We start from the raw sequence: 26,468 nt of genomic DNA, 5'->3' as shown, positions 1-26,468 counted from the left end.
ACGTTATTGACGCTGTGCGTGCATGAATTCTATGAGCGCCGGCCAGGTTGGCGGCTGGTACCCGGCATCGGCGCGAAAGCGCGAGGAGTCCAGCGAGCGGTCGATCACCAGCTTGTCATCCGGCACGATCTGGATGTCCTTGCCGTATACCTGCGCCACTTGCTTGAGCAGCTCATATTTGTCGATAGGCTCGGCCGAGACGTGATAAAGCCCCTTCAAGGCGGGGTTTGGAATCACGTACTCCAGCATGACCCGGGCCAGCTCGGCAGTCGGCAGCCCAGAGAAGATCGCTTTGTTGAAACCTTTGACGCTGCCTTGCTGGGACAGGAACCAGTCAACCAGCGAGGCGTTGCTCTGCAATTCATGGCCAATGATCGAAGTGCGCAGCGTCACCGCATCGTCCAGGTCATGCAGTTCGCCGATGAACTTGGATTTACCGTACAGGTCGGTGCAATCAGACTCATCCTGCTCACGGTACATGCCCTTGGTACCTGAAAACACACAGTCGGTGCTGACATGGATCAGGCGCGCGCCCGCTACCCGACACAAGGTTGCCAGCCGATGAGGCAGCATGGCGTTGATGGGCAAGGCGGTCAGCGGGTCCTTGGCATCGGCCAGTTGCTTGATCAGGCCCACGCAGTTGATCACCACGTCGGGGCGCGCTTTGGCAAACGCCGCCATCAGCGCGTCGGCATCGAGCACGTCGACCCCGGTCAACAGGCACTCTGACTGTTGCGGCGTGAAATACCTGAGCGCGGACGAGGACCGCAGGGTGCCCAATACACGATGTTGCGAATTCGCCGAGAAATACCGGAAGACGGCGCTCCCCAACATGCCCGAGACACCCAATACCAATATGTTCATCGCGTCGTCTTGTCCTGTTCAATCCGTTGTTCGAACATTCGCACCAGTGTCTTGCACTGCGCCCTGAGTTCGAAATGTTTCAAGAAGTAGGCACGTGCCTTGGCGCCCATCTGCTCGCGCCGCTCCATGGGCATCGTCTGCATCGTCTGTATGCAGGCTGCGAGCCCGGCACCGTCTTGCGCCGGGCAGGTTATACCGGCGCCAGCGTCGTTGATCACGCGGGCACCCTCCCCGTCCAGGCAACCAATGATCGGCCGGCCGGCTGCCAGATAAGCCTGCACCTTGCTTGGAATTGTAAAACTGAAAATCTCATCACGCTTGAGTGTAACCAGCAACGCCGAACTGAGCGCGAAGAGTTCAGCCATTGCCGACCGCGGGTAGGCCCCGGTGATGATCAGGTTATCCAGCCCCCACTTGTGTTTTTCTTCGCTCAGCCATACGGCCTTGCTACCCGTGCCTACCATCACGATTCTGGCTTGCGACTGCTCGGCCTGCAGGGTACGTGCGGCTTCGATGACGGTTGACAACCCCTGGGCACTGCCAAGGTTGCCGGCAAAGACGACGCAGAAATGCGCTCGCAGCAGCGCCGTCAGCGATTCGGGCAAGGGGCTGACTTCGCCAGACTCGTCTTGCTGCAGGTAAGAATTGGGGTAATAGTTGATCTTGTCTGCCCGCGCATAGCGCTTGACCGGCTCGATGAACGCCCGCGACTGTACTAATAACACATCGACCGCCCAGTACAGCCCGCGCACCAGCAGCCCGACAATGGACAGAAGGAACTTGTTACGCACGAAGCCGGTAGCTTCCAGGCTTTCTGGCCACAGATCCTGAACCCACAGAAAAACCGGCGCGCGGTGTACGCGCTTCATCGCTAGGGCAGGGATGACGGAAATGATCGGTGACGGCGCAAAGACGAAATAGATATCGAACTTGCTGCGCTTTGCGTGGCGCCTGAAATACTTGACACCATTGGCAACAAACGACAGGTAATTAAGGATGAGGTTTTTCGCGCCACCGTGCTTGCGCGGCCGCAGGGGCGCACGGTGAACTGTAACCGTGTCGGCGAAGCGATCTTCGACAGGATCATTGGCGGTATAACCTGGGAAAACCTCTCCACCTGGATAGTTAGGTTTGCCCGTGAACACTTCGACATGCACGCCCAGCGCACTCAACTCCCGAACGATATCATTGATGATGAAGTTCTCAGGGTAGAAATACTGGCTGACCACAGCAATTTTCAAAGGGGCTTGCGTCACACTGACTTATCCTTCTGGGCGTGGCGGTATCGGTGCTGCATGAAGTGCCCTGAACCCTCGCGGTAGCGGGCGCGGAAGCTACCAGATGGCAAGCGCTGGCCTGCGGAATAGAGTCATTGCGCCATCACCACTAATCCACTGCCATTCCACGACCGCCGGAATACCAGAAGACAAGCAACCCACTACTATTGCCCTAGCCACTTCCCGATGTTGACGCATGTTATTGTAGTTACCCAAGGATCGCCATCCTTTGGCCATCAATTAATAAACTGTAGCTTGCTAATGTTTTGCTGCAACCCATGCCAACACACGGCCATCAAGCTACTACCCTGCGCCAGCGGCTTCAACCCCTTGGCGCAACACCCACGGTAAGTCTCTCATTTGCGATTGCAAGTTCCACACACACGCGAAAAAAAGCCGCCATCCATCGGATAGTACGTAGCATTTCATCGCATAACGTGGAGATAGATCCCCATTTGGCGAAATTGCCAACCTGCCTCTGCATGGATCGGCCGCTCAAGGAACGCTGACCGTTACCGTACATCCCTGCTGTTTGAATTGCGCTTCAATAGCCTTGCCCAAGGTTTTTTTTGCCGCCTGCTCACCGTGAACCAGCACCACATGGCTGGCCGGCTGCGCGCCTTGCGAAGCGAACCGCACCAGCCCCGCCTGGTCGGCATGCCCCGAGTAGCCTTCGACGGTCATCACCTTCGCACGTATCTCATACCCCTGCCCGTCCAGATCAATCTGCACCAAGCCCTGTTTGCCTTCGCTTGCCTGTATGGCGGCGCCAGGCGTGCCTTTTGCTTGATAGCCAACAAAAAGCACCTCATGCCGCGGGTCTTCCAGCATCGCCTTCAGGTAGTTGACGATACGGCCGCCCGAGCACATGCCATTACCCGCAAGCACGATCGCTGGACGGCCCGTACTTTTGAGGTAATTGACCACCTGTTGGTGCCGGGCATGGGTATCAACGGCAACGAGTTGGTCGAACCCCAGCGGATTGCGCCCCTCACCCACTCGCCCCCTGGCCTCGGCGCTCCAGTAATCGTGCAGTTCACGGTAGGCGCTGGTGATGCGCTGCGCCAGGGGCGAGTCGAGAATGACGGGCAACTGTGACCAATCGAGGCCATCGCGCGCGGATGCTGCCGTATCAGACAGCAATGACTTGTGATGCAGGATGTCCTCGATCTCGTACAGCAACTCCTGGGTCCGGCCGAGACTGAATGCGGGGATAAGCAGGGTTCCGCGGTCTGCCAGCGCATGATCGATGGCGGCTTCCAACTGGCGCCGGCGATTGCTGCGCTGCGGGTGCAGACGGTCACCATAGGTGCTTTCGAGTACGAGCACGTCGGCACGTTCTGGCGGCTGCACAGGGCGCAACATGGGATTACGACCGCTGCCCAGATCCCCCGAGAACACCCAACGACTATCACCCTCAACCAAGCGCACATCGCACTCTACATAGGCAGAGCCCAGCAGGTGGCCAGCACGCTGCAAGCGGATGCGGCATTCGACACCAGCGCGAACGGCAACATCATGCCAATGCCCGAACGGCACCGATATGATCAGCTCATCGAGGATGTCGAGATAATGTGCCACGTGTACCGGTTCACGACTGATGCTCAACCTGTACGCATCCTCCAATACCAGCGGAAGAAGCTTTGCAGAAGGTTCGCTACAGAGAATGGGGCCTCGGTAGCCGGCTGCCAGTAGCGCCGGAATACGGCCGACATGGTCGATGTGCACGTGGGTGAGGATCAGCGCCTGGACGCTACCCACGTCGAAACCAAGGGGTGCGGACTCTGCGCCCGGCGATGCATCGGCACCTTGCTCCAGACCACAATCGATCAGCAGGCTGACACCGTGGTCAAGGTGAAGCTGGTGACAAGAACCGGTGACACCTCGGGTGCCGCCATGATGAGAAAGGACGGGGAATTCCATGCTGCCGCGTACTCGCCTGGGCCGACAATGAAGTCCGCTATTACTTCACGACAGCCGTTTCAGGCATAGAGGAAACGCCCCAAGTATGCGTAAGAGATTTCCTTAGTTACCGCTTAGCGCCGCCTCACGGGCAGAAGCGCGAATCTTGCGCTTGCTGCGCTGTACGCCGTAGGCGCCCAGCAATGGCCCAACCGCCAAACCAATGACAAGGGCCGCAAGCACCAGCACCGCAACCGGCACGGCCGGTGCCGCCCAGCCGAACAGGACCAGCGAGACCGCCTGCTGATTCTCCAGCACGAAGAACAGCACCACAGCCGCCAACAACAGCACGAACACCGCCGCGAGGGCGCGCTTGAGGTTCCGCATCAGATTGCTCCTTGGTTGATCAGGCTTCAGCCTCGTCTTCTTCATTGACCCGATCACGCAGCTCTTTGCCGGGCTTGAAGTGCGGCACGAATTTGCCTTCGAGGCTGACCGACTGGCCGGTCTTGGGGTTGCGGCCGACACGGGGCGCACGATAGTGCAGCGAGAAGCTGCCGAATCCGCGAATCTCGATGCGATCGCCTGTGGCCAGGCATTGTGACATCTGCTCAAGCATGGTCTTGATGGCTAGCTCCACATCCTTCGAGGAGAGCAGCCCCTGATGGGTGACAATACGTTCGATCAGCTCCGACTTCGTCATATTTTTCCCTTCGTTATCAAGCAGCTAGATCATTGCTTATCCAGTTTGTAGCACGCCGGGAAGGATTTGAACAGGGCGGTTATTGACTTAATAAAAAAAATCAAGATTGAAGTTTTACAAGAATGGTCTAGCCGGCAAGGGCCTATGGGTGTTCTGCGGTGGATTTACGGTGACGCGGCGCTCGATCGTCCAGGCGCCCCAAAACTAAAGGCAAACACCAAAAAGCCCACGCAAACGCAAAAAAAAGGGCGACCCGAGGGTCGCCCTTTTTACCGATCAAACAGAACTTAGTTCTGCTTGGCCATTGCTTCGCGCAGCAGCGCAGCCATGGTGGTGTCGGCAGCCGCTTCCGGAGCGTTTTTCAGGCTCTGGATGGCTTCACGCTCTTCAGCGTCGTCTTTCGATTTGATCGACAGGCTGATAACGCGGGACTTGCGGTCAACGCTGATGATCTTGGCTTCGATCTCTTCGCCTTCTTTCAGAACGTTACGCGCATCTTCAACGCGGTCACGGCTGATTTCGGAAGCTTTCAGAGTGGCTTCGATGTCGTCGGCCAGGGTGACGATGGCGCCTTTGGCGTCAACTTCTTTCACGATGCCCTTGACGATAGCGCCCTTGTCATTGACAGCAACGAAGTTGGAGAACGGATCGTCTTCCAGCTGCTTGATGCCCAGGGAGATGCGCTCGCGCTCTGGATCGACCGACAGGATGACGGTTTCCAGCTCGTCGCCCTTCTTGAAACGACGTACGGCTTCTTCGCCGGTTTCGTTCCAGGAGATGTCGGACAGGTGAACCAGGCCGTCGATGCCGCCGTCCAGACCAATGAAGATACCGAAGTCGGTGATCGACTTGATGGTACCGGTGATCTTGTCACCCTTGTTGAACTGGCCGGAGAAGTCTTCCCATGGGTTGGACTTGCACTGCTTGATGCCCAGGGAGATACGACGACGCTCTTCGTCGATGTCCAGAACCATGACTTCCACTTCGTCGCCAACCTGAACGACTTTCGACGGGTGGATGTTCTTGTTGGTCCAGTCCATTTCGGAAACGTGTACCAGACCTTCAACGCCTTCTTCCAGCTCAGCGAAGCAGCCGTAGTCGGTCAGGTTGGTAACGCGAGCTTGTACGCGAGTACCTTCTGGGTAGCGGGCAGTGATAGCAACCCACGGATCTTCGCCCATCTGCTTCAGACCCAGCGAAACGCGATTGCGCTCACGGTCGAACTTCAGAACGCGAACGTCGACTTCGTCGCCAACGTTAACGATTTCGGAAGGATGCTTGATGCGCTTCCAGGCCATGTCGGTGATGTGCAGCAGGCCGTCGATACCGCCCAGGTCCACGAAGGCGCCGTAGTCGGTGAGGTTCTTGACGATACCTTTGACTTGTTGGCCTTCCTGCAGGGTCTCCAGCAGGGCTTCGCGCTCGGCGCTGTTCTCGGCTTCCAGCACGCTGCGACGGGAAACGACAACGTTGTTGCGCTTCTGGTCCAGCTTGATGACCTTGAATTCCAGCTCTTTGCCTTCCAGGTGGGTGGTGTCGCGCACAGGGCGGACATCAACCAGGGAGCCCGGCAGGAACGCACGGATGCCGTTAACGTCGACAGTGAAGCCGCCCTTAACCTTACCGTTGATAACGCCCTTGACCACTTCTTCGGCGGCGAAAGCTGCTTCCAGAACAATCCAGCACTCGGCGCGCTTGGCTTTTTCACGGGACAGTTTGGTTTCGCCAAAGCCGTCTTCGACCGCGTCCAGCGCAACGTGAACTTCGTCACCGACCTTGATGGTCAGCTCGCCAGCTTCGTTGTAGAACTGCTCGAGCGGGATGACGCCCTCGGACTTCAGGCCAGCGTGTACGGTAACCCAGTCGCCGTCGATGTCGACAACGATACCGGTGATGATCGCACCCGGCTGAAGATTGAGGGTTTTCAGGCTTTCTTCAAAGAGTTCTGCAAAGCTTTCGCTCATTTTAATTCCTGTAGATTCGGGCGAAACAGACGCCCATCGCCACATTCCAGACAATGTGGGTTTCGTTATTTAAAAGGAAAGCGGGCAGGACGTTGACTGGTGCACCTGCCTGCTCTCCTGGCGATCAGTGAAGGTCGCGCAGTGCGATCTCACTCCTGATACGTTGCAACACCTGCTCGATAGACAACTCGGTGGAGTCCAACTGAATGGCATCGGCCGCTGGTTTCAGCGGGGCCACTGCACGTTGGGTGTCACGCTCATCGCGTGCACGAATCTCATCCAGCAGACTCGACAGACTAACATCTTCGCCCTTGCCCTTCAACTGCAGGTAACGGCGACGTGCCCTCTCCTCCGCGCTAGCGGTGAGAAAGACCTTCAATGGCGCATCCGGGAACACCACGGTGCCCATGTCACGCCCGTCGGCAATCAGGCCTGGAGCTTCCTGGAATGCGCGCTGGCGCATCAGCAAGGCATCGCGCACGGCGGGCAGCGAAGCCACCATCGAGGCGCCCGCACCGACGGTTTCGGTGCGGATGACGTTACTGACGTCCTCACCCTCGAGGATGATCTGTTGCAGCTTACCGGGCTCGGCCGCGATGAACTGCACATCCAGATGGGCGGCAAGCTGCTTGAGCAGCTCTTCGTTGGTCAGGTCGACACCGTGGTTGCTCGCGTTGAAGGCCAGCAGACGGTACAGCGCGCCGGAGTCCAGCAGCCGCCAGCCCAGCTCGCGGGCCAGCAGCCCGGCAACTGTGCCTTTCCCCGAACCGCTTGGCCCGTCGATGGTGATGACTGGCGCCTGGGTGTTCACGACTTGCCCTCTTCAGCCACACGAATGCCGACTTCGGCACACAGCGCCAGGAAGTTGGGGAACGAGGTGGCGACGTTGGCGCAGTCATGGATACGGATCGGCGCACTGGCGCGCAGCGAGGCAACGCTGAAGGCCATGGCGATACGGTGGTCACCGTGGCCGTGCACTTCACCGCCGCCAATCTGGCCGCCGTCGATGATGATGCCATCCGGGGTCGGCTCGCACTTCACGCCCAGGCTGATCAGGCCGTCGGCCATCACTTGGATGCGGTCGGATTCCTTGACCCGCAGCTCTTCGGCACCGCGCAGCACGGTGCGCCCTTCGGCGCAGGCAGCGGCAACGAACAACACCGGGAACTCGTCGATGGCCAATGGCACCAGGTTTTCAGGGATGTCGATACCTTTCAGCTGGGCGCCGCGCACGCGCAGGTCGGCCACCGGCTCGCCGCCGACTTCACGCTGGTTCTCCAGGGTGATATCGCCGCCCATCAGGCGCAGGATGTCGATTACACCGGTACGAGTCGGGTTGATGCCGACATGCTCGAGCACCAGCTCCGAGCCCTGGGCGATCGAGGCCGCGACCAGGAAGAACGCCGCCGACGAGATATCGGCAGGCACTTCGATGCGGGTTGCAGTGAGCTTGCCGCCGGACTGCAGCGACGCCACCGGGCCATTGGTCTGCACCGCATAACCAAAGCCACGCAGCATGCGCTCGGTGTGGTCACGGGTCGGCGCAGGCTCGGTGACGGTGGTCTTGCCTTCGGCGTACAAGCCGGCCAGCAGCAGGCACGATTTAACCTGCGCACTGGCCATCGGCAGCGTGTAGGTGAGCGCCTTGAGCTTGTGGCCACCACGAATGGTCAGCGGTGGACGGCCTTCGGGGCCGGTCTCGACCACTGCGCCCATTTCACGCAGGGGGTTGGCCACCCGGTTCATCGGGCGCTTGGACAGCGAGGCATCACCGGTCATGGTCACGTCGAACGCCTGGCCGGCCAGCAGGCCGGACAACAGGCGCATCGAGGTGCCGGAGTTGCCCACGTAGATTGGCCCGGGTGGCGCCTTGAGGCCGTGCAGGCCGACGCCGTGGATGGTCACGCGACCCTGGTTCGGGCCTTCGATGACCACACCCATGTCACGGAAGGCCTGCAAGGTCGCCAGCGCATCCTCACCTTCGAGGAAGCCTTCGACCTCGGTCGTGCCTTCGGCCAGCGAGCCGAGCATGATCGAGCGGTGGGAAATCGACTTGTCGCCCGGTACGCGGATTCGTCCGGACAGGCGGCCACCCGGTTGGGCCAGGAAAATCAGATCGTTGGCGTTCATAGCGTCCACATAGGCCCGGCGGGCCAGGATTTTACTGAAATGCTCGCGGGCAACACGTGCGCGGGTGAATACACCCAGCAACTGATGCCCGTCCCCTGCATCGATCGCGTCGCGCAAGGCGTCGAGATCGCTGCGATATGTATCAAGCGTGCGCAGGACAGCTTCGCGGTTGGCGAGGAAGATGTCGTGCCACATGGTCGGGTCGCTGCCAGCGATTCTCGTGAAATCGCGAAAGCCCCCCGCAGCGTACCGGAAGATCTCGAGGTTTTCATTGCGCTTGGCCAGCGAATCGACCAGGCCGAAGGCCAGCAGGTGCGGCAGATGGCTGGTGGCAGCCAGCACTTCGTCATGGCGCTCGACCGGCATGTGTTCGACATCGGCATCCAGTGCGCGCCACAGGCGGTCGACCTTGGCCAGGGCGTCCGGGTCGGTTTCCGGCAGCGGCGTGAGGATGACTTTGTGGCGGCGGAACAGGGTGGCATTGGAGGCCTCTACCCCGCTTTGCTCGGACCCAGCGATCGGGTGGCCGGGGACGAAGCGCGACAGCCGCTCACCCAGCACCTGGCGCGCGGCGCGAACCACATTGCCCTTGGCGCTGCCGACGTCAGTGATCACGGCGTTGCCAAGGTCGAGCGGGGCCAGGCGCGCGAGGAGCTTTTCCATGGCCAGGATGGGGACTGCCAACTGGATGACGTCGGCGCCGACACAAGCGGCGGCGAGGTCTTCTTCGCAGCGGTCGACCACGCCCAGGGCCACGGCCTGCTTGCGCGAGGGGGCATCCAGGTCGACGCCGACCACTTCGCGACACAGGCCGCTTTCGCGCAGGCCCTTGGCGAAGGAGCCGCCGATCAGGCCCAGGCCTACGACGACCAGGCGCCCGATGATTGGCGCGGGTTTGTTTGTTACGGCATCTACCACGAGTGCGAACCCTGTTCAGAAATCAAGACAGTCTGCGGGGCCACTGGGGCTGCTGTGCAGCCCCAAGGCCATCAATCAAAGCACCGCCTTCGGATACGACCCCAGCACCTTCAGCCCCACAGCCTCCTGGCTGATCTGCTCCAGCACCGCCTTGATCAGCGGGTCACGGTGGTGGCCGACGAAGTCGATGAAGAACACGTAGGTCCACTTGCCGCTGCGCGACGGACGAGTCTCGATGCGGGTCAGGTCGATACCGTTCTGATGGAACGGCACCAGCAGCTCGTGCAGGGCACCTGGCTTGTTGCTCATCGAAACGATGATCGAGGTCTTGTCGTCGCCGGTCGGCGGCACTTCCTGGTTGCCGATCATCAGGAAGCGCGTCGAGTTGTCCGGACGGTCTTCGATCTTCTCGGCCAGGCGGGTCAGGCCATACAGGTTCGCCGCCATGTCGCCGGCGATCGCTGCCGAATTCCACTCACCCTTGACCCGCTTGGCTGCCTCGGCATTGCTCGAGACCGCCACGCGTTCAACGTTCGGGTAATGCGCATCCAGCCACTTGCGGCACTGGGCCAGGGACTGGGCGTGGGAGTAGATGCGGGTGATGCTGTCGGTCTTCGTGCTCTCACCCACCAGCAAGTGGTGGTGGATGCGTAGCTCGACCTCACCACAGATCACCATGTCGTGCTCGAGGAAGCTGTCCAGGGTATGGCTGACCGCACCCTCGGTGGAGTTTTCCACCGGCACCACGCCGAAGTTGACGGCGCCAGCCGCCACTTCGCGGAACACTTCGTCGATGGCCGCCATCGGGCGGCTGATCACGGCATGGCCGAAGTGCTTCATCGCCGCGGCCTGAGTGAAGGTGCCTTCAGGGCCCAGGTAGGCGATTTTCAGCGGCTCTTCCAGGGCCAGGCAGGACGACATGATCTCGCGGAACAGCCGCGCCATCTCTTCATTGCCCAGCGGCCCCTTGTTGCGTTCCATGACCCGCTTGAGCACAGCTGCTTCGCGCTCAGGGCGGTAGAACACCGGCTTTTCGCCCTCGGCGAGCGTGGCGGTCTTGACCCTGGCAACTTCCTGGGCACAACGGGCGCGCTCACTGATCAGCTCGAGGATCTTCTCGTCGAGGCTGTCGATGCGAACACGCAGCGCCTTCAACTCGTGTTCGGACATCAGCCGTGCTCCTTCTCGAATTCGGCCATGTAGCCAACCAGCGCTTCAACCGCTTCCAGGCCCAGGGCGTTGTAGATCGAGGCGCGCATGCCGCCGACCGAACGATGGCCCTTGAGGTTGAGCAGGCCACGGGCGTCGGCACCGGCCAGGAACGCTTTATCCAGGCGCTCGTCGGCCAGGCGGAACGGCACGTTCATCCACGAACGGGCATTGATGCTGATCGGGTTGGTGTAGAAGTCGCTGGCGTCGATGAAGCCGTACAGGCGGTCTTTCTTGGCGCGGTTGCGCTGCTCCATCGCTTCGACACCACCCTGCTCCTTGAGCCACTCGAAGACCAGGCCCGAGAGGTACCAGGAATACGTGGCCGGGGTGTTGTACATCGAGCCGTTGTCGGCCGAGACCTTGTAGTCGAGCATGGTCGGGCAGCTGCTGCGGGCCCGGCCCAGCAGGTCCTCGCGAACGATCACCACCACCAGGCCGCTTGGGCCGATGTTTTTCTGCGCGCCGGCGTAGATCAGGCCGAACTGCGACACATCGATCGGGCGGGAGAGGATATCGGACGACATGTCGACCACCAGCGGAACGTCGCCGGTCTCGGGAACCCAGTCAAACTGCAGGCCACCGATGGTCTCGTTGGACGCATAGTGGACGTAAGCTGCGTTCTTGGTCAGGTTCCAGTCGTTCTGGCCCGGGATAGCCAGGTAATCGTAGGGCTTGGCGCTGGCGGCGACATTGATGTTGCCGAAACGGCGCCCTTCCTCGATGGCCTTCTTCGACCAGATGCCGGTTTCGACGTAGTCGGCGGTACCGTTTTCCGGCAGCAGGTTCAGTGGGATTTCGGCGAACTGCTGGCTGGCACCGCCCTGCAGGAACAGGACCTTGTAGTTGGAGGGGACGGACAGCAGGTCACGCAGGTCCTGCTCGGCCTTCTCGGCGATGGCCACGTAATCGTCGCTGCGATGGCTCATTTCCATCACCGACAAGCCCTTGCCATGCCAGTCCAGCATTTCGGCCTGGGCGCGCTGCAGGACAGCGTCAGGAAGCGCAGCAGGGCCTGCGCAGAAGTTAAAGGCTCGTTTGCTCACATCCACTCTCGCTCTGCCAAAATAGAACAAATCGTCACTTGCTGGCCCCGCCCCTGTAGGAGCGGCCTGCTCAATCAGTCAAACGGGGCGACCTTGGTCGCCCCGTTCGGGTTGTTGCGTGTGCTTACTCTTGCGGTGCCTCTTCGGCACCCGCGCCGTCATCATCGACAGCCTCCGGCGCGTCACCCTCCGGGCCCGCCTCGACCAACTCGTCGAGCTCTTCCTCGGATGGCTCCTGGATACGCTCCAGGCCGACCAGCGTTTCGTCCGCCGCCAGCTTGATCAGCGTCACGCCCTGGGTGTTACGGCTCAGGCTGGACACCTCGCCAACCCGTGTCCGCACCAAGGTGCCCTGGTCGGAGATGAGCATGATCTCTTCGCCTTCCTGGACCTGGATGGCACCGATCAACAGACCGTTGCGCCCCTTGGTGCCCATGGCGATCACGCCCTGGCCACCACGGCCGCGACGCGGGAACTTGGACAACGGCGTACGCTTGCCGAAGCCACGCTCGGAGGCGGTAAGGATCTGCGCGCCGGACTCAGGGATCAGCATCGAAATGATCTGCTGCCCCTTGCCCAGCTTCATGCCGCGCACACCACGGGCGGTACGGCCCATTTCGCGCACCACGCTCTCGGCGAAGCGGATCACCTTGCCGGCGTCGGAGAACATCATGACTTCCTTGGCACCGTCGGTGATGGCCGCGGCAATCAGGGTGTCGCCTTCTTTAAGCTTCAGGGCGATCAGGCCGTTGGAGCGCGGACGGGCGAACTGCACCAGCGGGGTTTTCTTGACGGTACCCGAAGCGGTTGCCATGAAGATGTACGCGCCAGTCGGCTCAGCCACCCACTCAAGGGTGTCGCCATCTTCTTCGTCGATTTCTTCGGCTTCTACCACTTCGCCTTCGATCACGCTCTCGTCGCCGTCTTCCAGCTCTTCATCCGGATCGGCGCTTTGCTGCAGGGCTTCAAGGTCGATCTGCAGCATGGCGGTGATGCGCTCACCTTCTTCCAACGGCAGCAGGTTGACCAGCGGGCGGCCACGGGCAGCGCGGGAGGCCTCCGGGATCTCGTAGGTCTTCTTCCAGTACACCTTGCCCTTGCTGGAGAACAGCAACAGGGTGGCATGGCTGTTGGCGACCAACAGGTGCTCGATGTAGTCCTCGTCCTTCACACCGGTCGCCGACTTGCCTTTGCCGCCACGGCGCTGGGCCTGGTAGGCGGACAGCGGCTGGGTCTTGGCATAGCCACCGTGGGAGATGGTCACCACGCGCTCTTCTTCCGGGATCATGTCACCGTAGTTGAGGTCGTGGCTGGCGTTGAGAATTTCGGTGCGGCGAGCATCGCCGTATTCGGCACGGATCGCTTCCAGCTCTTCGCGGATCACTTCCATCAGGCGCTCGGCGCTGCTGAGGATGCGGATTAGTTCGCCGATCTGCTCGAGGATTTCCTGGTACTCGGCCAGCAACTTCTCGTGCTCGAGGCCAGTCAGGCGGTGCAGGCGCAGGTCGAGGATCGCCTGGGCCTGTTCCGGCGACAGGTAATACTTGCCTTCGCGCAGGCCGAATTGCTCTGGCAGGTCTTCAGGGCGGCAGGAGTCGGCGCCGGCGCGCTCGACCATCACCTGCACAGCGCTGGACTCCCAGGCAGTGGCAATCAGCGCTTCCTTGGCTTCCGACGGCGTCGGCGAAGCCTTGATCAGGGCGATGACCGGGTCGATGTTGGACAGCGCAACTGCCTGGCCTTCAAGGATGTGGCCACGCTCGCGGGCCTTGCGCAGCTCGAACACGGTACGGCGCGTGACCACTTCACGGCGGTGACGGACGAACGCTTCGAGCAGGTCCTTGAGGTTGAGCAGGCGCGGGCGACCGTCGATCAATGCCACGACGTTGATGCCGAACACGCTCTGCAGCTGGGTCTGCTGATAGAGGTTGTTGAGCACTACCTCCGGCACCTCGCCGCGACGCAGCTCGATGACAATGCGCATGCCGTCCTTGTCGGACTCGTCGCGCAGCTCGGTGATGCCTTCGATTTTCTTCTCTTTGACCAGCTCGGCGATCTTCTCGATCAGGCGCGCCTTGTTCAGCTGGTACGGCAGCTCGGTGACGACGATCTGCTGGCGGCCACCGACCTTGTCGATGTCCTCGACCTCGGAGCGGGCACGCATGTAGATGCGGCCACGGCCGGTGCGGTACGCCTCGATGATGCCCTGACGGCCGTTGATGATGCCGGCAGTCGGGAAGTCCGGCCCCGGGATGAACTGCATCAGCTCATCGATGGTGATTTCCGCGTTGTCGATCAGCGCCAGGCAGCCGTCGATGACCTCGCCGAGGTTGTGCGGCGGGATGTTGGTCGCCATGCCCACGGCGATACCGCTGGAACCGTTGACCAGCAGGTTGGGGATCCGGGTCGGCATGACCGCAGGGATCTGCTCGGTGCCGTCATAGTTGGGCACCCAGTCGACAGTCTCTTTGTGCAGGTCGGCCAGCAGCTCGTGGGCCAGCTTGGCCATGCGCACTTCGGTGTATCGCATGGCTGCAGCGTTGTCGCCGTCCACCGAACCGAAGTTGCCCTGGCCGTCGACCAGCAGGTAGCGCAGCGAGAACGGCTGGGCCATACGCACGATGGTGTCGTAGACCGCAGTGTCGCCGTGCGGGTGGTACTTACCGATCACGTCACCGACCACACGGGCGGACTTCTTGTACGGTTTGTTCCAGTCGTTGCCCAGTTCGCTCATCGCATAGAGAACGCGACGATGCACGGGCTTCAAGCCGTCACGTGCATCGGGCAGCGCTCGCCCGACAATCACGCTCATCGCGTAGTCGAGGTAAGACTGTCTCAGTTCGTCTTCGATATTGACCGGGAGGATTTCTTTGGCCAGTTCGCCCATGAGAAGCCTGATTCCTTTTTCTGGTGAAACTTCGCAGCTCCATCAAGGGCCGAACGAAGCTCGCCGCCGCGACGCGCAGTGGTGCGACGACTTACGACAAATCAATGAGTTGTGCCATGGATCTGCGCAAATTTGGCCGCCGTGATGGGCGGTCTTGGAAACTGCCGGATGTTATCACAAAGGCGGCCGGCAAGTGTACGCCATGGTTTCTCACAGCCGCCAATGATGCCGCGCCGGACACCCCTTCAGTGCAGGCGCTTGCGGCACATCAATTGAGCCAGCTTGGCGGTATCCGGGCGCTCGACCATGCCACGCTCGGTCACGATCACGTCGATCAGGTCCGCCGGGGTCACATCGAATACCGGGTTGAACACCTCGACATCCGGTGCTACGCGGGTGCCAGCGTAATCCAGCAACTCGTCGGCATCGCGCTCTTCGAGCGGGATATCCTCGCCCGTGGCCAGGTTGAGGTCGATGCTGGTGCTCGGCGCCACCACCATGAAGCGCACACCGTGGTGCATGGCACTGACCGCCAGTTGATAGGTGCCGATCTTGCTCGCCACATCGCCATTGGCGGCAATGCAGTCGGCACCGACCACCACCCAGGTAATGCCCTTGGTCTTCATCAGGTGGGCCAGGGCCGAATCGGCGCACAACGTGACCGGGATGCCTTCGTTGGCCAGCTCCCAGGCAGTCAGGCGCGAGCCTTGCAGCCAGGGGCGGGTCTCGCCGGCGTAGACCCGCTCGACCATGCCTTCCAGGTACCCCGCGCGGATCACCCCCAGCGCGGTGCCGAAACCACCGCTGGCCAGGGCGCCGGCATTGCCGTAGGTGAGCAGGGTCTGGGCATTGCCCTGATGACGGCGAATCAGCTCGATGCCGTGTTGGGCCATGGTCAGGTTGGCTTCGCGATCGCTTTCATGGATCGCCACCGCTTCGGCCTCCAGCACCGCCAGCACGTCGTCTTCCGGGCGCAGGCGCTGCAGGCGCTCGCGCATGCGGTTCAGCGCCCAGAACAGGTTGGCAGCAGTGGGGCGCGCCTCGGCCAGGCTGAGGAAGTCCTCTTCCAGGTCGAGCTCCCAGTCGCCGCCCTCGGCCAGCCGTTCTTCCAGGGCCAGGACCAGGCCGTAGGCCGCAGCAATACCGATGGCCGATGCGCCGCGCACGGCCATGTCACGGATCGCTGCCACCACCTGCGCGACATTGTCGCAGGCCAGCCAGCATTCCTGCGACGGCAGCAAGCGCTGGTCGAGCAGATGCAGAACGCCGCCTTGCCAGCGGATCGCGGTCACCTTCTCCGCCGCCAAAAGTCGCTCGCGCATCGCCTCTCCCCGTCGTTCGGATATCAAAAGCCGGCGATTATAGCGACCCTCGGCCTTGAGCGCTCGGGTATACTCCGGCCCAATTTAGCGAAGTTTCAGAGGACTCTTAAATGAGCAACGTCGACCACGCCGAAATTGCCAAGTTCGAAGCCTTGGCCCACCGCTGGTGGGACCGTGAAAGCGAGTTCAAGCCGCTGCATGAAATCAACCCGTTGCGCGTCAACTGGATCGACGAGCGGGTCGGCCTGGCTGGCAAGAAGGTGCTGGACGTGGGCTGCGGTGGCGGCATTCTCAGCGAATCCATGGCCCTGCGTGGCGCCAAGGTAACCGGCATCGACATGGGCGAGGCACCGTTGGCGGTGGCCCAACTGCACCAGCTGGAATCCGGTGTCGAGGTGGAGTATCGGCAGATCACCGCCGAGGCGCTGGCCGAAGAGATGCCCGAGCAGTTCGACGTGGTCACCTGCCTGGAGATGCTCGAGCACGTCCCCGACCCTTCGTCGGTGATCCGCGCCTGCTACCGCATGGTCAAGCCCGGCGGCCAGGTGTTCTTCTCCACCATCAACCGCAACCCCAAGGCCTACCTACTGGCCATCGTCGGCGCCGAGTACGTGCTGAAGATGCTGCCGCGCGGTACCCACGACTTCAAGAAGTTCATCCGCCCCTCGGAGCTTGGCGCCTGGAGCCGCGTTGCCGGCCTTGAGGTCAAGGACATCATCGGCCTGACCTACAACCCGCTGACCAAGCACTACAAGCTGTGCGGCGATGTGGACGTCAACTACATGATCCAGACCCTGCGCGAGGAATGAGCATGCGTTTGCGAGCGGTACTCTTCGACATGGACGGCACCCTGCTCGACACGGCGCCGGACTTCATCGCCATCTGCCAGAGCATGCTCGCCGAACGCGGTTTGCCGGCGGTGGACGACAACCTGATCCGCGGGGTGATTTCCGGTGGCGCCCGCGCCATGGTCGCCACCACCTTCGCCATGGACCCGGAAGCCGAAGGTTTCGAGGCCCTGCGCCTGGAATTCCTCGAGCGCTACCAGCGCGACTGCGCGGTGCACAGCAAGCTGTTCGACGGCATGAGCGAGCTGCTGGCCGACATCGAAAAAGGCAACCTGCTGTGGGGCGTGGTCACCAACAAACCGATGCGCTTCGCCGAACCGATCATGCAACGCCTGGGCCTGGCCGAGCGCTCGGCGCTGCTGATCTGCCCGGACCACGTGAAAAACAGCAAGCCCGACCCCGAGCCGCTGATCCTGGCCTGCAAGACCCTGAACCTGGACCCGGCCAGCGTTCTGTTCGTCGGCGATGACCTGCGCGATATCGAGTCTGGCCGCGATGCCGGCACCCGCACGGCGGCGGTGCGCTACGGCTATATTCATCCAGAAGACAACCCCAACAACTGGGGTGCCGACGTGGTGGTGGACCACCCGCTGGAACTGCGCAAGGTGATCGACAGCGCGCTGTGCGGCTGCTGAGCGTCAAGCGCCAGCACCGCCCATAGAAATAGGGAATAGACAATGTTCGACTACACCGCCCGCCCCGACCTGCTCAAAGGCCGGGTCATCCTGGTTACCGGTGCCGGCCGCGGCATCGGTGCCGCGGCCGCCAAGGCCTATGCCGCACTGGGCGCCACCACGCTGCTGCTGGGCAAGACCGAAGCCAACCTCAACGAGGTCTACGACCAGATCGAGGCCGCCGGGCACCCGCAACCGGTGGTGATCCCGTTCAACCTGGAAACCGCCCTGCCCCACCAGTACGACGAGCTGGCGGTCATGATCGAAGACCAGTTCGGGCGCCTCGACGGCCTGCTCAACAACGCCTCGATCATCGGCCCGCGCACGCCACTGGAGCAGTTGTCGGGTGACAACTTCATGCGCGTGATGCACATCAACGTCAATGCCACCTTCATGCTCACCAGCACCCTGTTGCCGCTGCTCAAGCTGTCGGAGGACGCCTCGGTGGTGTTCACCTCCAGCAGCGTCGGGCGCAAAGGCCGGGCTTACTGGGGCGCTTACGGGGTGTCGAAGTTCGCCACCGAAGGCCTGATGCAGACCTTGGCCGACGAACTGGAAGGGGTTGCACCCGTGCGTTCCAACAGCATCAACCCAGGCGCCACGCGCACGGCGATGCGGGCCCAGGCCTACCCGAGCGAGAACCCGCAGAACAACCCGCTGCCGGAAGAGATCATGCCGGTGTACCTGTACCTGATGGGGCCGGACAGCACCGGGGTGAATGGGCAGGCGTTCAACGCCCAGTGATTTGTGGGCTGTCTGTGCTGGCCTCTTTGTCGGTAAGCCCGCGAAGAGGCCAGCACAGGCAGACGATCAGCCTGCCGCCAACGCCGGCCGTACCCGCCCCTGCTGACGCCCTTCCAGCTGCATGCAGTGCTCCAGGAACAGGTACATGCAGTCGTAGCTCTTGCAGATCGCCCGACGCAATTCGGTACGCAACCCCAACGTCGGGTTCTCCCCCGCCAAGGTGCAGATGATTTCCAGCGCTTCCCACGGGTGCGCATCGTCGTACTGCGCATGCATCTTCAGCCACTTCATGGCGCGCTTGCGCTGGTCCTCGGGGAAGCCCAGGGCATAGGTGTCATTGGCGCACACCACCGCTGACCACTCCCCGGTCGCGCCTTCGATGGCATAGTTGGTCGCCGCCATGGAAATCGCCAGGTTTTCGGTGGCACACACCCGCCAGCACCAGTCGTTTAGCCCGTTCAATTCAGGCGGTACTTCCTGGGCCTGCAGCTCATGCAGGTGAATGCCATGGGCATGGCACCAGTGCACCCAATAGTCGGCATGGTTGAGTTCGACCCGGATGTTGCGCATCAACCAGCGCCTCGCCATGTCTTCGCCAGGGTGGCGGCCATAGCGGGTCTTGGTCAGGTTATGGGCCATGTACAGCGAAAACTGCTCGACCACCGGCCAGCCGCCGATCAGGTACTGACGGATGGTCGATGGCTTCAGCCGACCATCGCGCAGGCGCTCGTACAGTTCATGCTCGACCACCCGGCGCTTGCTTTCGCGGCACTCTTCAATGAGTTGCTGAGCCCATTGGGGGTAACTGGCGGGGTCCATCAATGGCCCGATACGAACGAATGCATCAATCACTTTCAGCTCCTTGATCCATGTGATTTTTCGGACGTCTTGTGTCAGCGAAAGCCGCTGTCTAGCTAGCGAAATGTGCCAGGTGCCCGCTGCAACAGAGGCCTGGCGGCGATCCGTTGGCGTTGCAGACTGTCACAGGTGAACACCTGGGGGCGTTCGATCAGGTAGCCCTGGGCGTAATCCACGCCGATTTCCTGCAGGGCCTGTTCGATCAAGGGGGTTTCGACGAACTCGGCAATGGTCCGCTTGCCCATCACATGACCGATGTGGTTGATGACCTCCACCATGGCTCGATTGACCGGGTCGTCGAGCATGTCTTTGACGAAACTACCGTCTATCTTCAGAAAATCCACGGGCAAATGCTTCAAATAGGCGAACGACGACATCCCGGCACAGAAGTCGTCGAGCGAGAACCTGCAGCCTAGCCCTTTCAGTTCGTTGATGAAGCGAATAGCACTGCCAAGGTTGGCAATCGCACTGGTTTCGGTGATCTCGAAGCAGATCATGCGCGGCGGGATGGCGTACTCGACGAACAACCGCTGCAGGTACTCGAGAAACTTGTCGTCACCAATGCTCGACCCCGACAAGTTGATCGCGCAGATGGACAATGGCCCTTCGCGGCCTTCATCCAGGCACTGGCGGATGACCTGAAACACATTACGCACCACCCAGCGGTCAAGGGCGGTCATCAGGCCGTAACGTTCGGCCGCCGGGATGAAGCTGCTGGGCAGGATGGTACGGCCACTCTCATCATGCAGGCGCAGCAGGATCTCGATATGCCCAGGGCCATCGATGGCCTTCAACGCGGCGATTTCCTGGGCATACAGGCAGAAGCGGTTTTCTTCAAGGGCCACGTGCAAGCGCTGTATCCAGGCCATCTCGCCAAAGCGCATGGACAGCTCGCTGTCGTCGGCGTGGTACACCTGGACCCGGTTGCGACCCTTTTCCTTAGCCATGTAGCAGGCCATGTCGGCGGCGCGCAGCAAGGTTTCCAGGGTGCCGGGTGCCTGCGCCATGTTCACCAGGCCAATGCTCACCGTGGTGACGAACGGCCGCCCCTTCCACACAAAATGCAGGCTCTGGACCATCTGACGCAACTGCTCGGCAATGCGCTCGGCCTGGTCCGGCGGGCAGTTTTCCAGCAGCACGCCGAACTCGTCACCGCCCAGCCGGGCCAGGGTGTCGCCTTCACGCAGGCCGGACTGCAACACGGCGCAGATATGCCGTAACAGCTCGTCACCCGCAGCATGGCCACAGGTATCGTTGACCAGCTTGAACTGGTCCAGGTCGAGGAACATCAGCGAATGCCGCCCCGCCTGGCGCGCCAGGCCGTTGAGCGCCAGCTCCAGGCGGTATTCGAACTCGCGGCGGTTGGCCAAGCCGGTCAAGGCGTCATGGGTCGCCTGCCAGGACAGGTTGGCGATGTACTGGCGCTCCTGGGTCATGTCGTGCAGTACCAGCACGATGCCACTGACCTGCCCGTCGCTGACAATGGGCGAACCCACCAGGTTGATCGACACGGTGCTGCCATCCAGGCGCTGGATCAGCCTGGCATGCTCGGCGCCACCCCTGAGGCTGCCGCTGAGTACCTGCTCGACCAGGCTGCGGCCATCTTCCTCGGCCTGTTCGTCCACCAGGCTGAACAACGCCGAAAGCGGCAAGCCCTGGGCCTGCCCGGCCTGCCAGTGGGTAAGCTGTTCGGCGGCGGGGTTCATGTAGCCGATGCTGCCTTCGACGTCGGTGGTAATGACTGCATCGCCAATGGCCTGCAGGGTAATCTGCGCCCGCTCCTTTTCTGCTTGCAAGGCACTGGCGAATGCCTGGCGCTGGGCCAGCAACTTGCTGGAACGGCGCCAGGCGATGGTGATGAGGACCAGCGCGGTGAGCAAGTTGGTGATCAGCAACACTTGCAGCAGCACGCGCGACCCCTCCCCCAGCGCGTCGCTGAAGGCCCTGGCGGCCGGGGTGACCCCTTCGTTGATGGCGACGATACGGGCCTTCCAGTCGCTGATGGTGCGGGCATCGACCGGGCCGTCGGCAAACCCTTTGCGCATTTCGCTGGCAAGCACATCCAGCTGGCCCAGGTAGCGGTCGCCGATGTCCCAGTAGTCGATGGCCGTCTGCATGTAGCTGATGTTGCGGAAGTTGCGATAGAACCAGATGATGCGCTCGACATCGTTGGCGTGGTTGCCGCCCTGCAACACAGCTTGGCGCGCAGCGTTCAGGTCTGGGTTGGGCTGATCGAGTACCTCACGCAACTGGTGGTCGCCTTGGGGCACCGTGATGGCCTGGCGGTAACGCTGGTACGTGCCTTCATCACGGTTGTCGGCGTACAGGTTGAGGTAATAGATGGCGTCTTTCTGAGCCTTGGACCACAAGCTCTCGCCCGCTACATAGGCCCGCACCGCCGAGAGCGTATAAAGGCTGATACTGCCCAGCGCCGCCTGGAAAACCACGACGGCGATGAAGGGCCAGATGATACCGAGCAACTTCGGCGCTTCTAGAGTGCGATGTCCCTTCATGGAGTCCCTGTCACAGAGCAGATAAGGCTCGAATCAACCCAGACAAGCACAGCGTAGGCCATTTGCCATCTGCGTGGAGGGGATTTTTATGACAGCCTGGCAGCCTATTCAGCCTGTTGGGGGGCTCAGGTTTGCTGAAGGTGCCCGTATAGCTTGGCGTACAACCCACCGTCGGCAATCAGTTGCTGATGGTCGCCATCTTCGGCCACATGCCCGCCATCGAACACCAGCACCCGATCAGCCTGCTTCACTGCCGACAGGCGGTGGGCGATGATCAGCGTGGTACGGCCATCGAGGAAACGTGCCAGGGCCTGGTGCAGGTTGTACTCGGTGGCGGCATCCAGCGCCGAGGTGGCTTCGTCGAGGATCACCACCTTGGGTTCGGCCAGCACCATCCGGGCGATGGCCAGCCGTTGCCGCTGCCCCCCGGACAGGCGCACGCCAGAGCGCCCGACCACACTGTCCAGGCCTTGCGGCAAAGCCGCGATGGTGGCGTCGAGCTGGGCAATGCGCAGCGCCTGCCAGCAGGCGTCGTCGCTGCAGTCGCGACCCATGGTCAGGTTGGCGCGTACGCTGTCGTTGAACAACGAAGGGTGCTGCAGCACCACCGCGACGTTTTCACGCAGGGTCTCCAGGCCGATCTCCTGCAGGCTGGCACCGCCAAAGCGGATGGTCCCCGCCTGGGCGCTGTACAGGCCAAGCAGCAGTTGCACCAAGGTGCTCTTGCCGCCGCCACTGGCCCCCACGATGGCCACCTTCTCGCCCGGGGCAATGGACAGGTCGAGGTGGTCGAGCACTGGCTCCTCGGCATAGGCAAAGCGCAGGTCGCGAACCTCGATGCCCACCGTTTCGCGCCCCGCAAACGGGTCAGTGGCGGCCGGGTACTGCGGCTCGTCGGCACGCGCCAGCAACTCGTTGAGCCGGCTCAGGGCACCGCCAGCGGCATAGTAGGCGTATTGCAGGTTGAGCAGTTGCTCCACCGGGCCGATCATGAACCACAGGTAGCTGAACACGGCCAGCATCTGGCCGATCGACAGGTCGGATAACAGCACCGTAAGCATCGCCGCAGCGCGGAAGATGTCGATGCCGAACTGGAACAACAAACCACTGGCGCGGCCACTGGCGTCGCTTTTCCATTGCGAGTCCACGGCGTAGTCGCGCACTTCCCGCGCACGCAGGCCAAGCCGACCGAGGAAGTAGCCCTGGCGGTTGCCAGCACGGATCTCCTGGATGGCGTCGAGGGTTTCCGACAGCGCCTGGGTAAAGCGCGCGGTGCTGTCGTTTTCAAGCTTCTTCAGGTGCTTGACCCGTTTGCCCAGCTGCACGGTGAAGTAGATCACCAGGGGGTTGAACAACAGGATCAGCAGCGCCAGCTGCCAGTGCATCCAGATCAGTATCGCCGCCGTACCGGTCAGGGTCAGCATGGCCACCAGGAAGCGGCTGAGGGTCTCGCCGACGAACTTGTCGAGGGTGTCCAGGTCGGTGACTAGGTGAGTGGTCACGGTGCCACTGCCCAGGCTTTCGTATTCCTTGAGGGAAATCCGCTTGAGCCGCTCGATCAGGCGGATGCGCAGGCGGTAGACGATGTCCTTGGCCAACCCGGCGAACAGCTTGGCCTGCACCACGTTGAAGGCCAGGGCCGCCAGGCGCAGGCAAAGCGTCAGCGCCAGCATCAGGCCGATATAGCCAGCGGCCACCTGCCAGTTGGCCGGCAGCACCTGGTTCATCCACTTCAGCGCAGCATCGCCGTTGCCAAGCAGCACTTCGTCCACCAGCAGCGGTAGCAGCAAAGGGATCGGCACGCTGCAACAGGCCGCCAGTACGGCAATCAGATTGGCGGACCAGAGGTTTTTCTTGTGATGCAGGGCCAAGCGGCGGATTTCCGCCCAGCTCAGGCGATCGGCCGCACTGTGAGGCTTCCCAGGCACAGGGTCGGGTGACCCAGGCACATCAAGCACAGGCAGCCTGCTGCAGCCAGCGGCCGAGCAAGGGTTGCAGGCGCTCCAGCGGCTGGTAGCCGTTGGTCAGCAACGCCAGCTGGCCGTTGCGCTCGGCCAGCAGGGTGGGGAAACCGGCAATACCCAGGTCCTGCGCCCAGGTGAAATCAGCGGCGGTGGCCACACGGGTGTCGGCGCGGGCGAAGGCCTCGGCGAACGCCGCACGGTTAAAGCCTGCCTGTTCGGCCAGTTCGACCAGTTGCGGCGCGGTGGTGACGTCGACGCCGGCCGCGTAGAACGAGCCCTGGATCAGCGCCAGCAGTGGCCAGACGCGCTCGGCGTCCAGCTCGCGGGCAGTGACCAGGGCGCGGCAGGCAGGCTCGGTGTCGTAGACGAACCCATCGGGCATGGCGCCCTCGAAACGAAACGGCTGACCGGTGGCTTCGGCCACCGCCTGCCAATGTTCGAGGATGTACTTGCGGGTCGAGGCATCCAGGGCGCTGCCGCCCGTGCGCAGGCCGCCTGGCACCACGCGGGTCGGCACGCCGGCATCACGTGCCTGGGCGATCAGGGCCGCAGCCACCGGCGCGAAGCCCCAGCACCAGGAGCACATCGGGTCCATCACATAAAGCAGGCGTGCAGACATGCATCAGGCCTCGGCTTTGTAGTTGTAACCGATCGGGTGCGGTAGGTTGCGCGCCTTGGCCAGCTCGATCTGCTTCTGCCGGTCGATGGCGCTGCGGCGAGTCTTCTCGCTCAGGCTGTCCCAGCAGTGCGGGCAGCTCACACCTGGCGAGTAGTGCTCGGACGCGCGTTCCTCTGCATTGATCGGATGGCGGCAGGCATGGCACTGGTCATATTCGCCCTCGCTCAGGTCATGACGCACCGTGACGCGGTTGTCGAAGACGAAGCAATCGCCGTCCCACAGGCTTTCTTCCTGAGGCACTTCTTCGAAGTACTTCAGGACGCCACCTTTAAGATGATAGACCGCCTCGAAGCCTTCACCGAGCATGTAGCTGGAGGCTTTTTCGCAACGGATGCCCCCGGTGCAGAACATCGCCACCTTCTTGTGCTTGCTCGGGTCGAAGTTGGCCTTGATGTAGTCGGGGAACTCGCGGAAGGTTTCGGTCTTGGGGTCGACGGCGCCCTTGAACGTGCCAATGGCCACTTCGTAGTCGTTGCGGGTATCGATCAGCAGCACTTCAGGGTCGCTGATCAGGGCGTTCCAGTCCTTGGGCTCGACGTAGGTCCCCACCTGCTGGTTGGGGTCAACGCCCGGTACGCCGAGGGTGACGATCTCTTTCTTGAGCTTGACCTTGGTGCGGTAGAACGGCTGCTCGTCGCAGTACGATTCCTTGTGGTCGACATCCACCAGGCGCGGGTCACTGCGCAGCCAGGCGAGCAGGCCGTCGATGCCTTCGCGGGTGGCCGACACGGTGCCGTTGATGCCTTCGTTGGCCAGCAGCAGGGTGCCTTTGACGTCATTGTCGAGCATGGCCTTGAGCAGTGGCTCGCGCAGTTCGACGTAGTCTTGCAGGGTGACGAACTTGTACAGCGCCGCGACGACGATCGGTTGTGACATGAAACTGAATCTCCTGGTGGTTGCCCTCGTAAGGGGCGGACCGGGTTGGACAAAAAGCAGGGGGCCGCAAAGCGGCCCCCGGATGGTGCAGATTCTACCAGATCAACAAAAAGGATTCAGTGCCCACCGCCTGCACACACCGGCGAGGCCGGTGCAACACCCACCTTGGCCCACTCCTCGGCAGTGTACGTGTGGATGGCCAGGGCATGAATCTCGCCCATCAGCTCACCCATGGTGGCGTAGACCTTCTGGTGGCGCTTGACGCTGTTCAGCCCGGCAAACTGCTCGCTGACGATCACTGCCTTGTAGTGGGTCTCCTGACCACGACTGTGCATGTGACTTTCATTGAGCACTTCCAGGTGTTGCGGCGCCAGCGTTGCCAGTTGTTGCTCGATGCGGTGCTGCATGCTCATCACGCGTTACTCACTTCTTGGCGGGGACGGCAGCCTTGCCAGCGTTCGGATCAAGCTCTTTGGTCATGTCTTCGAGCAGCTTGTTGACCACCGGCACTGCAGGTTCCAGGCTCTGCTGGGTCAGCTGCGCCGACTGCTGGGTAACCTTTGGCATTTCGCGCAACACTTTCTTGCCCAGCGGCGACTCGTAGAACTTGACCAGGTCCTTGAGCTCGGTCTCGGTGAAGGTCGCGGTGTACAGGTCGACCATTTTCGGCTTCAGCTTGTTCCAGCCGATGGCGTTGTCCAGGGCGGCATTGGCCTTGGCCTGGTAGCTTTCCAGTACCGGCTGCTTCGACGAAGGCGCTTTGGTCTGGGCAAAGCGCTGGGCGAACATCTGTTGGACCTGCATATAGACCGGAGTGCCCAGCTTGTCGGCGTTGGCCAGGGTCAGGAATTTCTCGGCGGCAGCGTTGTGACTGGCGGTGGCAGCGAGTACCTGGCCGCTGGCACAGGCCAGGGCGACGGCGGCACAGAGGACACGGAGACGGGTCATTGCATTTCCTTCAAGAGAGGGAGGCGGGTACCTCAGAGATGAGCATTCTGCGCTGTGGTGGCGATGTGCTCAAGTGGGGACGACGAGCGATGGAACCGCTCTGTCGAATCAGGGCCTAAACTGCGATTTCGAACCACAAAGG

22 protein-coding genes are annotated in these 26,468 nt (G+C 61.8%); 3 read left to right on the top strand and 19 right to left on the bottom strand.

Features of this window, described 5'->3' with window-relative positions; all coding sequences use genetic code 11:
* Positions 1–3: 3 nt before the first annotated feature.
* The 12 genes from LJX93_RS06500 to mtnA all read right to left on the bottom strand — a co-directional run bounded on the left by LJX93_RS06500 (position 4) and on the right by mtnA (position 16,222).
* On the bottom strand, positions 4–864 hold the full coding sequence (locus LJX93_RS06500) for a dTDP-4-dehydrorhamnose reductase family protein (RefSeq protein ID WP_033700691.1): 861 nt from the start codon (positions 862–864) through the stop codon (positions 4–6).
* On the bottom strand, positions 861–2,120 hold the full coding sequence (locus tag LJX93_RS06495; protein WP_227696855.1) for a glycosyltransferase family 4 protein: 1,260 nt from the start codon (positions 2,118–2,120) through the stop codon (positions 861–863). The genes LJX93_RS06500 and LJX93_RS06495 overlap by 4 nt, the downstream gene beginning before the upstream one ends.
* A gap of 516 nt (positions 2,121–2,636) precedes the next feature.
* Positions 2,637–4,064, bottom strand: a complete 1,428-nt coding sequence (locus tag LJX93_RS06490) for an MBL fold metallo-hydrolase RNA specificity domain-containing protein (protein ID WP_227696854.1) — start codon at positions 4,062–4,064, stop codon at positions 2,637–2,639.
* Positions 4,065–4,166: 102 nt separating this feature from the next.
* Positions 4,167–4,430, bottom strand: coding sequence for a lipopolysaccharide assembly protein LapA domain-containing protein (locus LJX93_RS06485; RefSeq protein ID WP_033700693.1), 264 nt, complete (start codon positions 4,428–4,430; stop codon positions 4,167–4,169).
* Between the two features lie 19 nt (positions 4,431–4,449).
* Positions 4,450–4,746 (bottom strand): integration host factor subunit beta, encoded by a 297-nt coding sequence (gene ihfB / locus LJX93_RS06480; RefSeq protein ID WP_003252675.1) that lies wholly within the window; start codon positions 4,744–4,746, stop codon positions 4,450–4,452.
* A 287-nt stretch (positions 4,747–5,033) separates the two neighbouring features.
* Entirely contained in the window at positions 5,034–6,710 is a 1,677-nt protein-coding gene (gene rpsA / locus LJX93_RS06475) for a 30S ribosomal protein S1 (protein WP_003252673.1), read from the bottom strand.
* 124 nt (positions 6,711–6,834) lie between these two features.
* Positions 6,835–7,521, bottom strand: a complete 687-nt coding sequence (gene cmk / locus LJX93_RS06470; protein ID WP_033700694.1) for a (d)CMP kinase — start codon at positions 7,519–7,521, stop codon at positions 6,835–6,837.
* Positions 7,518–9,725, bottom strand: coding sequence for a bifunctional prephenate dehydrogenase/3-phosphoshikimate 1-carboxyvinyltransferase (locus LJX93_RS06465; protein ID WP_047581803.1), 2,208 nt, complete (start codon positions 9,723–9,725; stop codon positions 7,518–7,520). The genes cmk and LJX93_RS06465 overlap by 4 nt, the downstream gene beginning before the upstream one ends.
* Before the next feature lie 108 nt (positions 9,726–9,833).
* The gene (gene pheA, locus LJX93_RS06460) at positions 9,834–10,928 is read right to left on the bottom strand and encodes a prephenate dehydratase (protein ID WP_033700696.1); all 1,095 of its coding nucleotides are present in this window, start codon (positions 10,926–10,928) and stop codon (positions 9,834–9,836) included.
* The gene (gene serC / locus LJX93_RS06455; RefSeq protein ID WP_033701507.1) at positions 10,928–12,013 is read right to left on the bottom strand and encodes a 3-phosphoserine/phosphohydroxythreonine transaminase; all 1,086 of its coding nucleotides are present in this window, start codon (positions 12,011–12,013) and stop codon (positions 10,928–10,930) included. The genes pheA and serC overlap by 1 nt, the downstream gene beginning before the upstream one ends.
* A 124-nt stretch (positions 12,014–12,137) precedes the next feature.
* A complete protein-coding gene (gene gyrA, locus LJX93_RS06450) occupies positions 12,138–14,900 on the bottom strand; it encodes a DNA gyrase subunit A (protein WP_033700698.1) in 2,763 nt (920 codons plus the stop codon).
* Positions 14,901–15,145: 245 nt separating this feature from the next.
* A complete protein-coding gene (mtnA, locus tag LJX93_RS06445; RefSeq protein WP_033700699.1) occupies positions 15,146–16,222 on the bottom strand; it encodes an S-methyl-5-thioribose-1-phosphate isomerase in 1,077 nt (358 codons plus the stop codon).
* A gap of 110 nt (positions 16,223–16,332) precedes the next feature.
* Here mtnA and ubiG point away from each other — a divergent pair, with 110 nt between their 5' ends.
* The 3 genes from ubiG to LJX93_RS06430 are packed head-to-tail and all read left to right on the top strand — an operon-like array spanning position 16,333 to position 18,488.
* On the top strand, positions 16,333–17,031 hold the full coding sequence (gene ubiG / locus LJX93_RS06440) for a bifunctional 2-polyprenyl-6-hydroxyphenol methylase/3-demethylubiquinol 3-O-methyltransferase UbiG (RefSeq protein ID WP_227696853.1): 699 nt from the start codon (positions 16,333–16,335) through the stop codon (positions 17,029–17,031).
* A gap of 2 nt (positions 17,032–17,033) precedes the next feature.
* The gene (gene mupP / locus LJX93_RS06435; protein WP_227696851.1) at positions 17,034–17,705 is read left to right on the top strand and encodes an N-acetylmuramic acid 6-phosphate phosphatase MupP; all 672 of its coding nucleotides are present in this window, start codon (positions 17,034–17,036) and stop codon (positions 17,703–17,705) included.
* Positions 17,706–17,747: 42 nt separating this feature from the next.
* A complete protein-coding gene (locus LJX93_RS06430; RefSeq protein WP_033700703.1) occupies positions 17,748–18,488 on the top strand; it encodes a YciK family oxidoreductase in 741 nt (246 codons plus the stop codon).
* A 66-nt stretch (positions 18,489–18,554) separates the two neighbouring features.
* On the opposite strand, the gene LJX93_RS06425 is transcribed toward LJX93_RS06430, so the two are convergent.
* The 7 genes from LJX93_RS06425 to LJX93_RS06395 all read right to left on the bottom strand — a co-directional run bounded on the left by LJX93_RS06425 (position 18,555) and on the right by LJX93_RS06395 (position 26,326).
* Positions 18,555–19,340: a TenA family transcriptional regulator gene (locus tag LJX93_RS06425; RefSeq protein WP_047581753.1), complete on the bottom strand. Its 786-nt coding sequence runs from the start codon at positions 19,338–19,340 to the stop codon at positions 18,555–18,557.
* Between the two features lie 62 nt (positions 19,341–19,402).
* Complete coding sequence (locus LJX93_RS06420; RefSeq protein ID WP_227696849.1) at positions 19,403–21,859, bottom strand: EAL domain-containing protein; 2,457 nt, start codon at positions 21,857–21,859, stop codon at positions 19,403–19,405.
* Between the two features lie 125 nt (positions 21,860–21,984).
* Entirely contained in the window at positions 21,985–23,817 is a 1,833-nt protein-coding gene (locus LJX93_RS06415) for an ABC transporter ATP-binding protein (RefSeq protein WP_227696847.1), read from the bottom strand.
* Positions 23,810–24,442 (bottom strand): DsbA family protein, encoded by a 633-nt coding sequence (locus LJX93_RS06410; protein WP_227696846.1) that lies wholly within the window; start codon positions 24,440–24,442, stop codon positions 23,810–23,812. The genes LJX93_RS06415 and LJX93_RS06410 overlap by 8 nt, the downstream gene beginning before the upstream one ends.
* 3 nt (positions 24,443–24,445) lie before the next feature.
* Positions 24,446–25,378 (bottom strand): rhodanese-related sulfurtransferase, encoded by a 933-nt coding sequence (locus tag LJX93_RS06405; RefSeq protein WP_047581751.1) that lies wholly within the window; start codon positions 25,376–25,378, stop codon positions 24,446–24,448.
* A gap of 116 nt (positions 25,379–25,494) precedes the next feature.
* A complete protein-coding gene (locus LJX93_RS06400; RefSeq protein ID WP_033700710.1) occupies positions 25,495–25,791 on the bottom strand; it encodes a BolA family protein in 297 nt (98 codons plus the stop codon).
* A gap of 10 nt (positions 25,792–25,801) precedes the next feature.
* Entirely contained in the window at positions 25,802–26,326 is a 525-nt protein-coding gene (locus LJX93_RS06395) for a DUF2059 domain-containing protein (protein WP_033700711.1), read from the bottom strand.
* Positions 26,327–26,468: the final 142 nt, after the last annotated feature.

Source organism: Pseudomonas sp. HN2-3 (genome assembly GCF_020691745.1).
Taxonomy (GTDB): Bacteria; Pseudomonadota; Gammaproteobacteria; order Pseudomonadales; family Pseudomonadaceae; genus Aquipseudomonas; species Aquipseudomonas capeferrum.
Note: the sequence above shows the minus strand (reverse complement) of the source record. Positions and strands in the feature narration are given on the sequence as shown.

Bases quoted from the DNA above. Each gene is read 5' to 3' on its own strand.
- LJX93_RS06500 (WP_033700691.1), bottom strand. From the start codon at position 864: ATGAACATATTGGTATTGGGTGTCTCGGGCATGTTGGGGAGCGCCGTC.
- LJX93_RS06490 (WP_227696854.1), bottom strand. From the start codon at position 4,064: ATGGAATTCCCCGTCCTTTCTCATCATGGCGGCACCCGAGGTGTCACC.
- LJX93_RS06485 (WP_033700693.1), bottom strand. From the start codon at position 4,430: ATGCGGAACCTCAAGCGCGCCCTCGCGGCGGTGTTCGTGCTGTTGTTG.
- ihfB (WP_003252675.1), bottom strand. From the start codon at position 4,746: ATGACGAAGTCGGAGCTGATCGAACGTATTGTCACCCATCAGGGGCTG.
- rpsA (WP_003252673.1), bottom strand. From the start codon at position 6,710: ATGAGCGAAAGCTTTGCAGAACTCTTTGAAGAAAGCCTGAAAACCCTC.
- pheA (WP_033700696.1), bottom strand. From the start codon at position 10,928: ATGTCCGAACACGAGTTGAAGGCGCTGCGTGTTCGCATCGACAGCCTC.
- gyrA (WP_033700698.1), bottom strand. From the start codon at position 14,900: ATGGGCGAACTGGCCAAAGAAATCCTCCCGGTCAATATCGAAGACGAA.
- mtnA (WP_033700699.1), bottom strand. From the start codon at position 16,222: ATGCGCGAGCGACTTTTGGCGGCGGAGAAGGTGACCGCGATCCGCTGG.
- ubiG (WP_227696853.1), top strand. From the start codon at position 16,333: ATGAGCAACGTCGACCACGCCGAAATTGCCAAGTTCGAAGCCTTGGCC.
- mupP (WP_227696851.1), top strand. From the start codon at position 17,034: ATGCGTTTGCGAGCGGTACTCTTCGACATGGACGGCACCCTGCTCGAC.
- LJX93_RS06430 (WP_033700703.1), top strand. From the start codon at position 17,748: ATGTTCGACTACACCGCCCGCCCCGACCTGCTCAAAGGCCGGGTCATC.
- LJX93_RS06420 (WP_227696849.1), bottom strand. From the start codon at position 21,859: ATGAAGGGACATCGCACTCTAGAAGCGCCGAAGTTGCTCGGTATCATC.
- LJX93_RS06410 (WP_227696846.1), bottom strand. From the start codon at position 24,442: ATGTCTGCACGCCTGCTTTATGTGATGGACCCGATGTGCTCCTGGTGC.
- LJX93_RS06405 (WP_047581751.1), bottom strand. From the start codon at position 25,378: ATGTCACAACCGATCGTCGTCGCGGCGCTGTACAAGTTCGTCACCCTG.
- LJX93_RS06400 (WP_033700710.1), bottom strand. From the start codon at position 25,791: ATGAGCATGCAGCACCGCATCGAGCAACAACTGGCAACGCTGGCGCCG.
- LJX93_RS06395 (WP_033700711.1), bottom strand. From the start codon at position 26,326: ATGACCCGTCTCCGTGTCCTCTGTGCCGCCGTCGCCCTGGCCTGTGCC.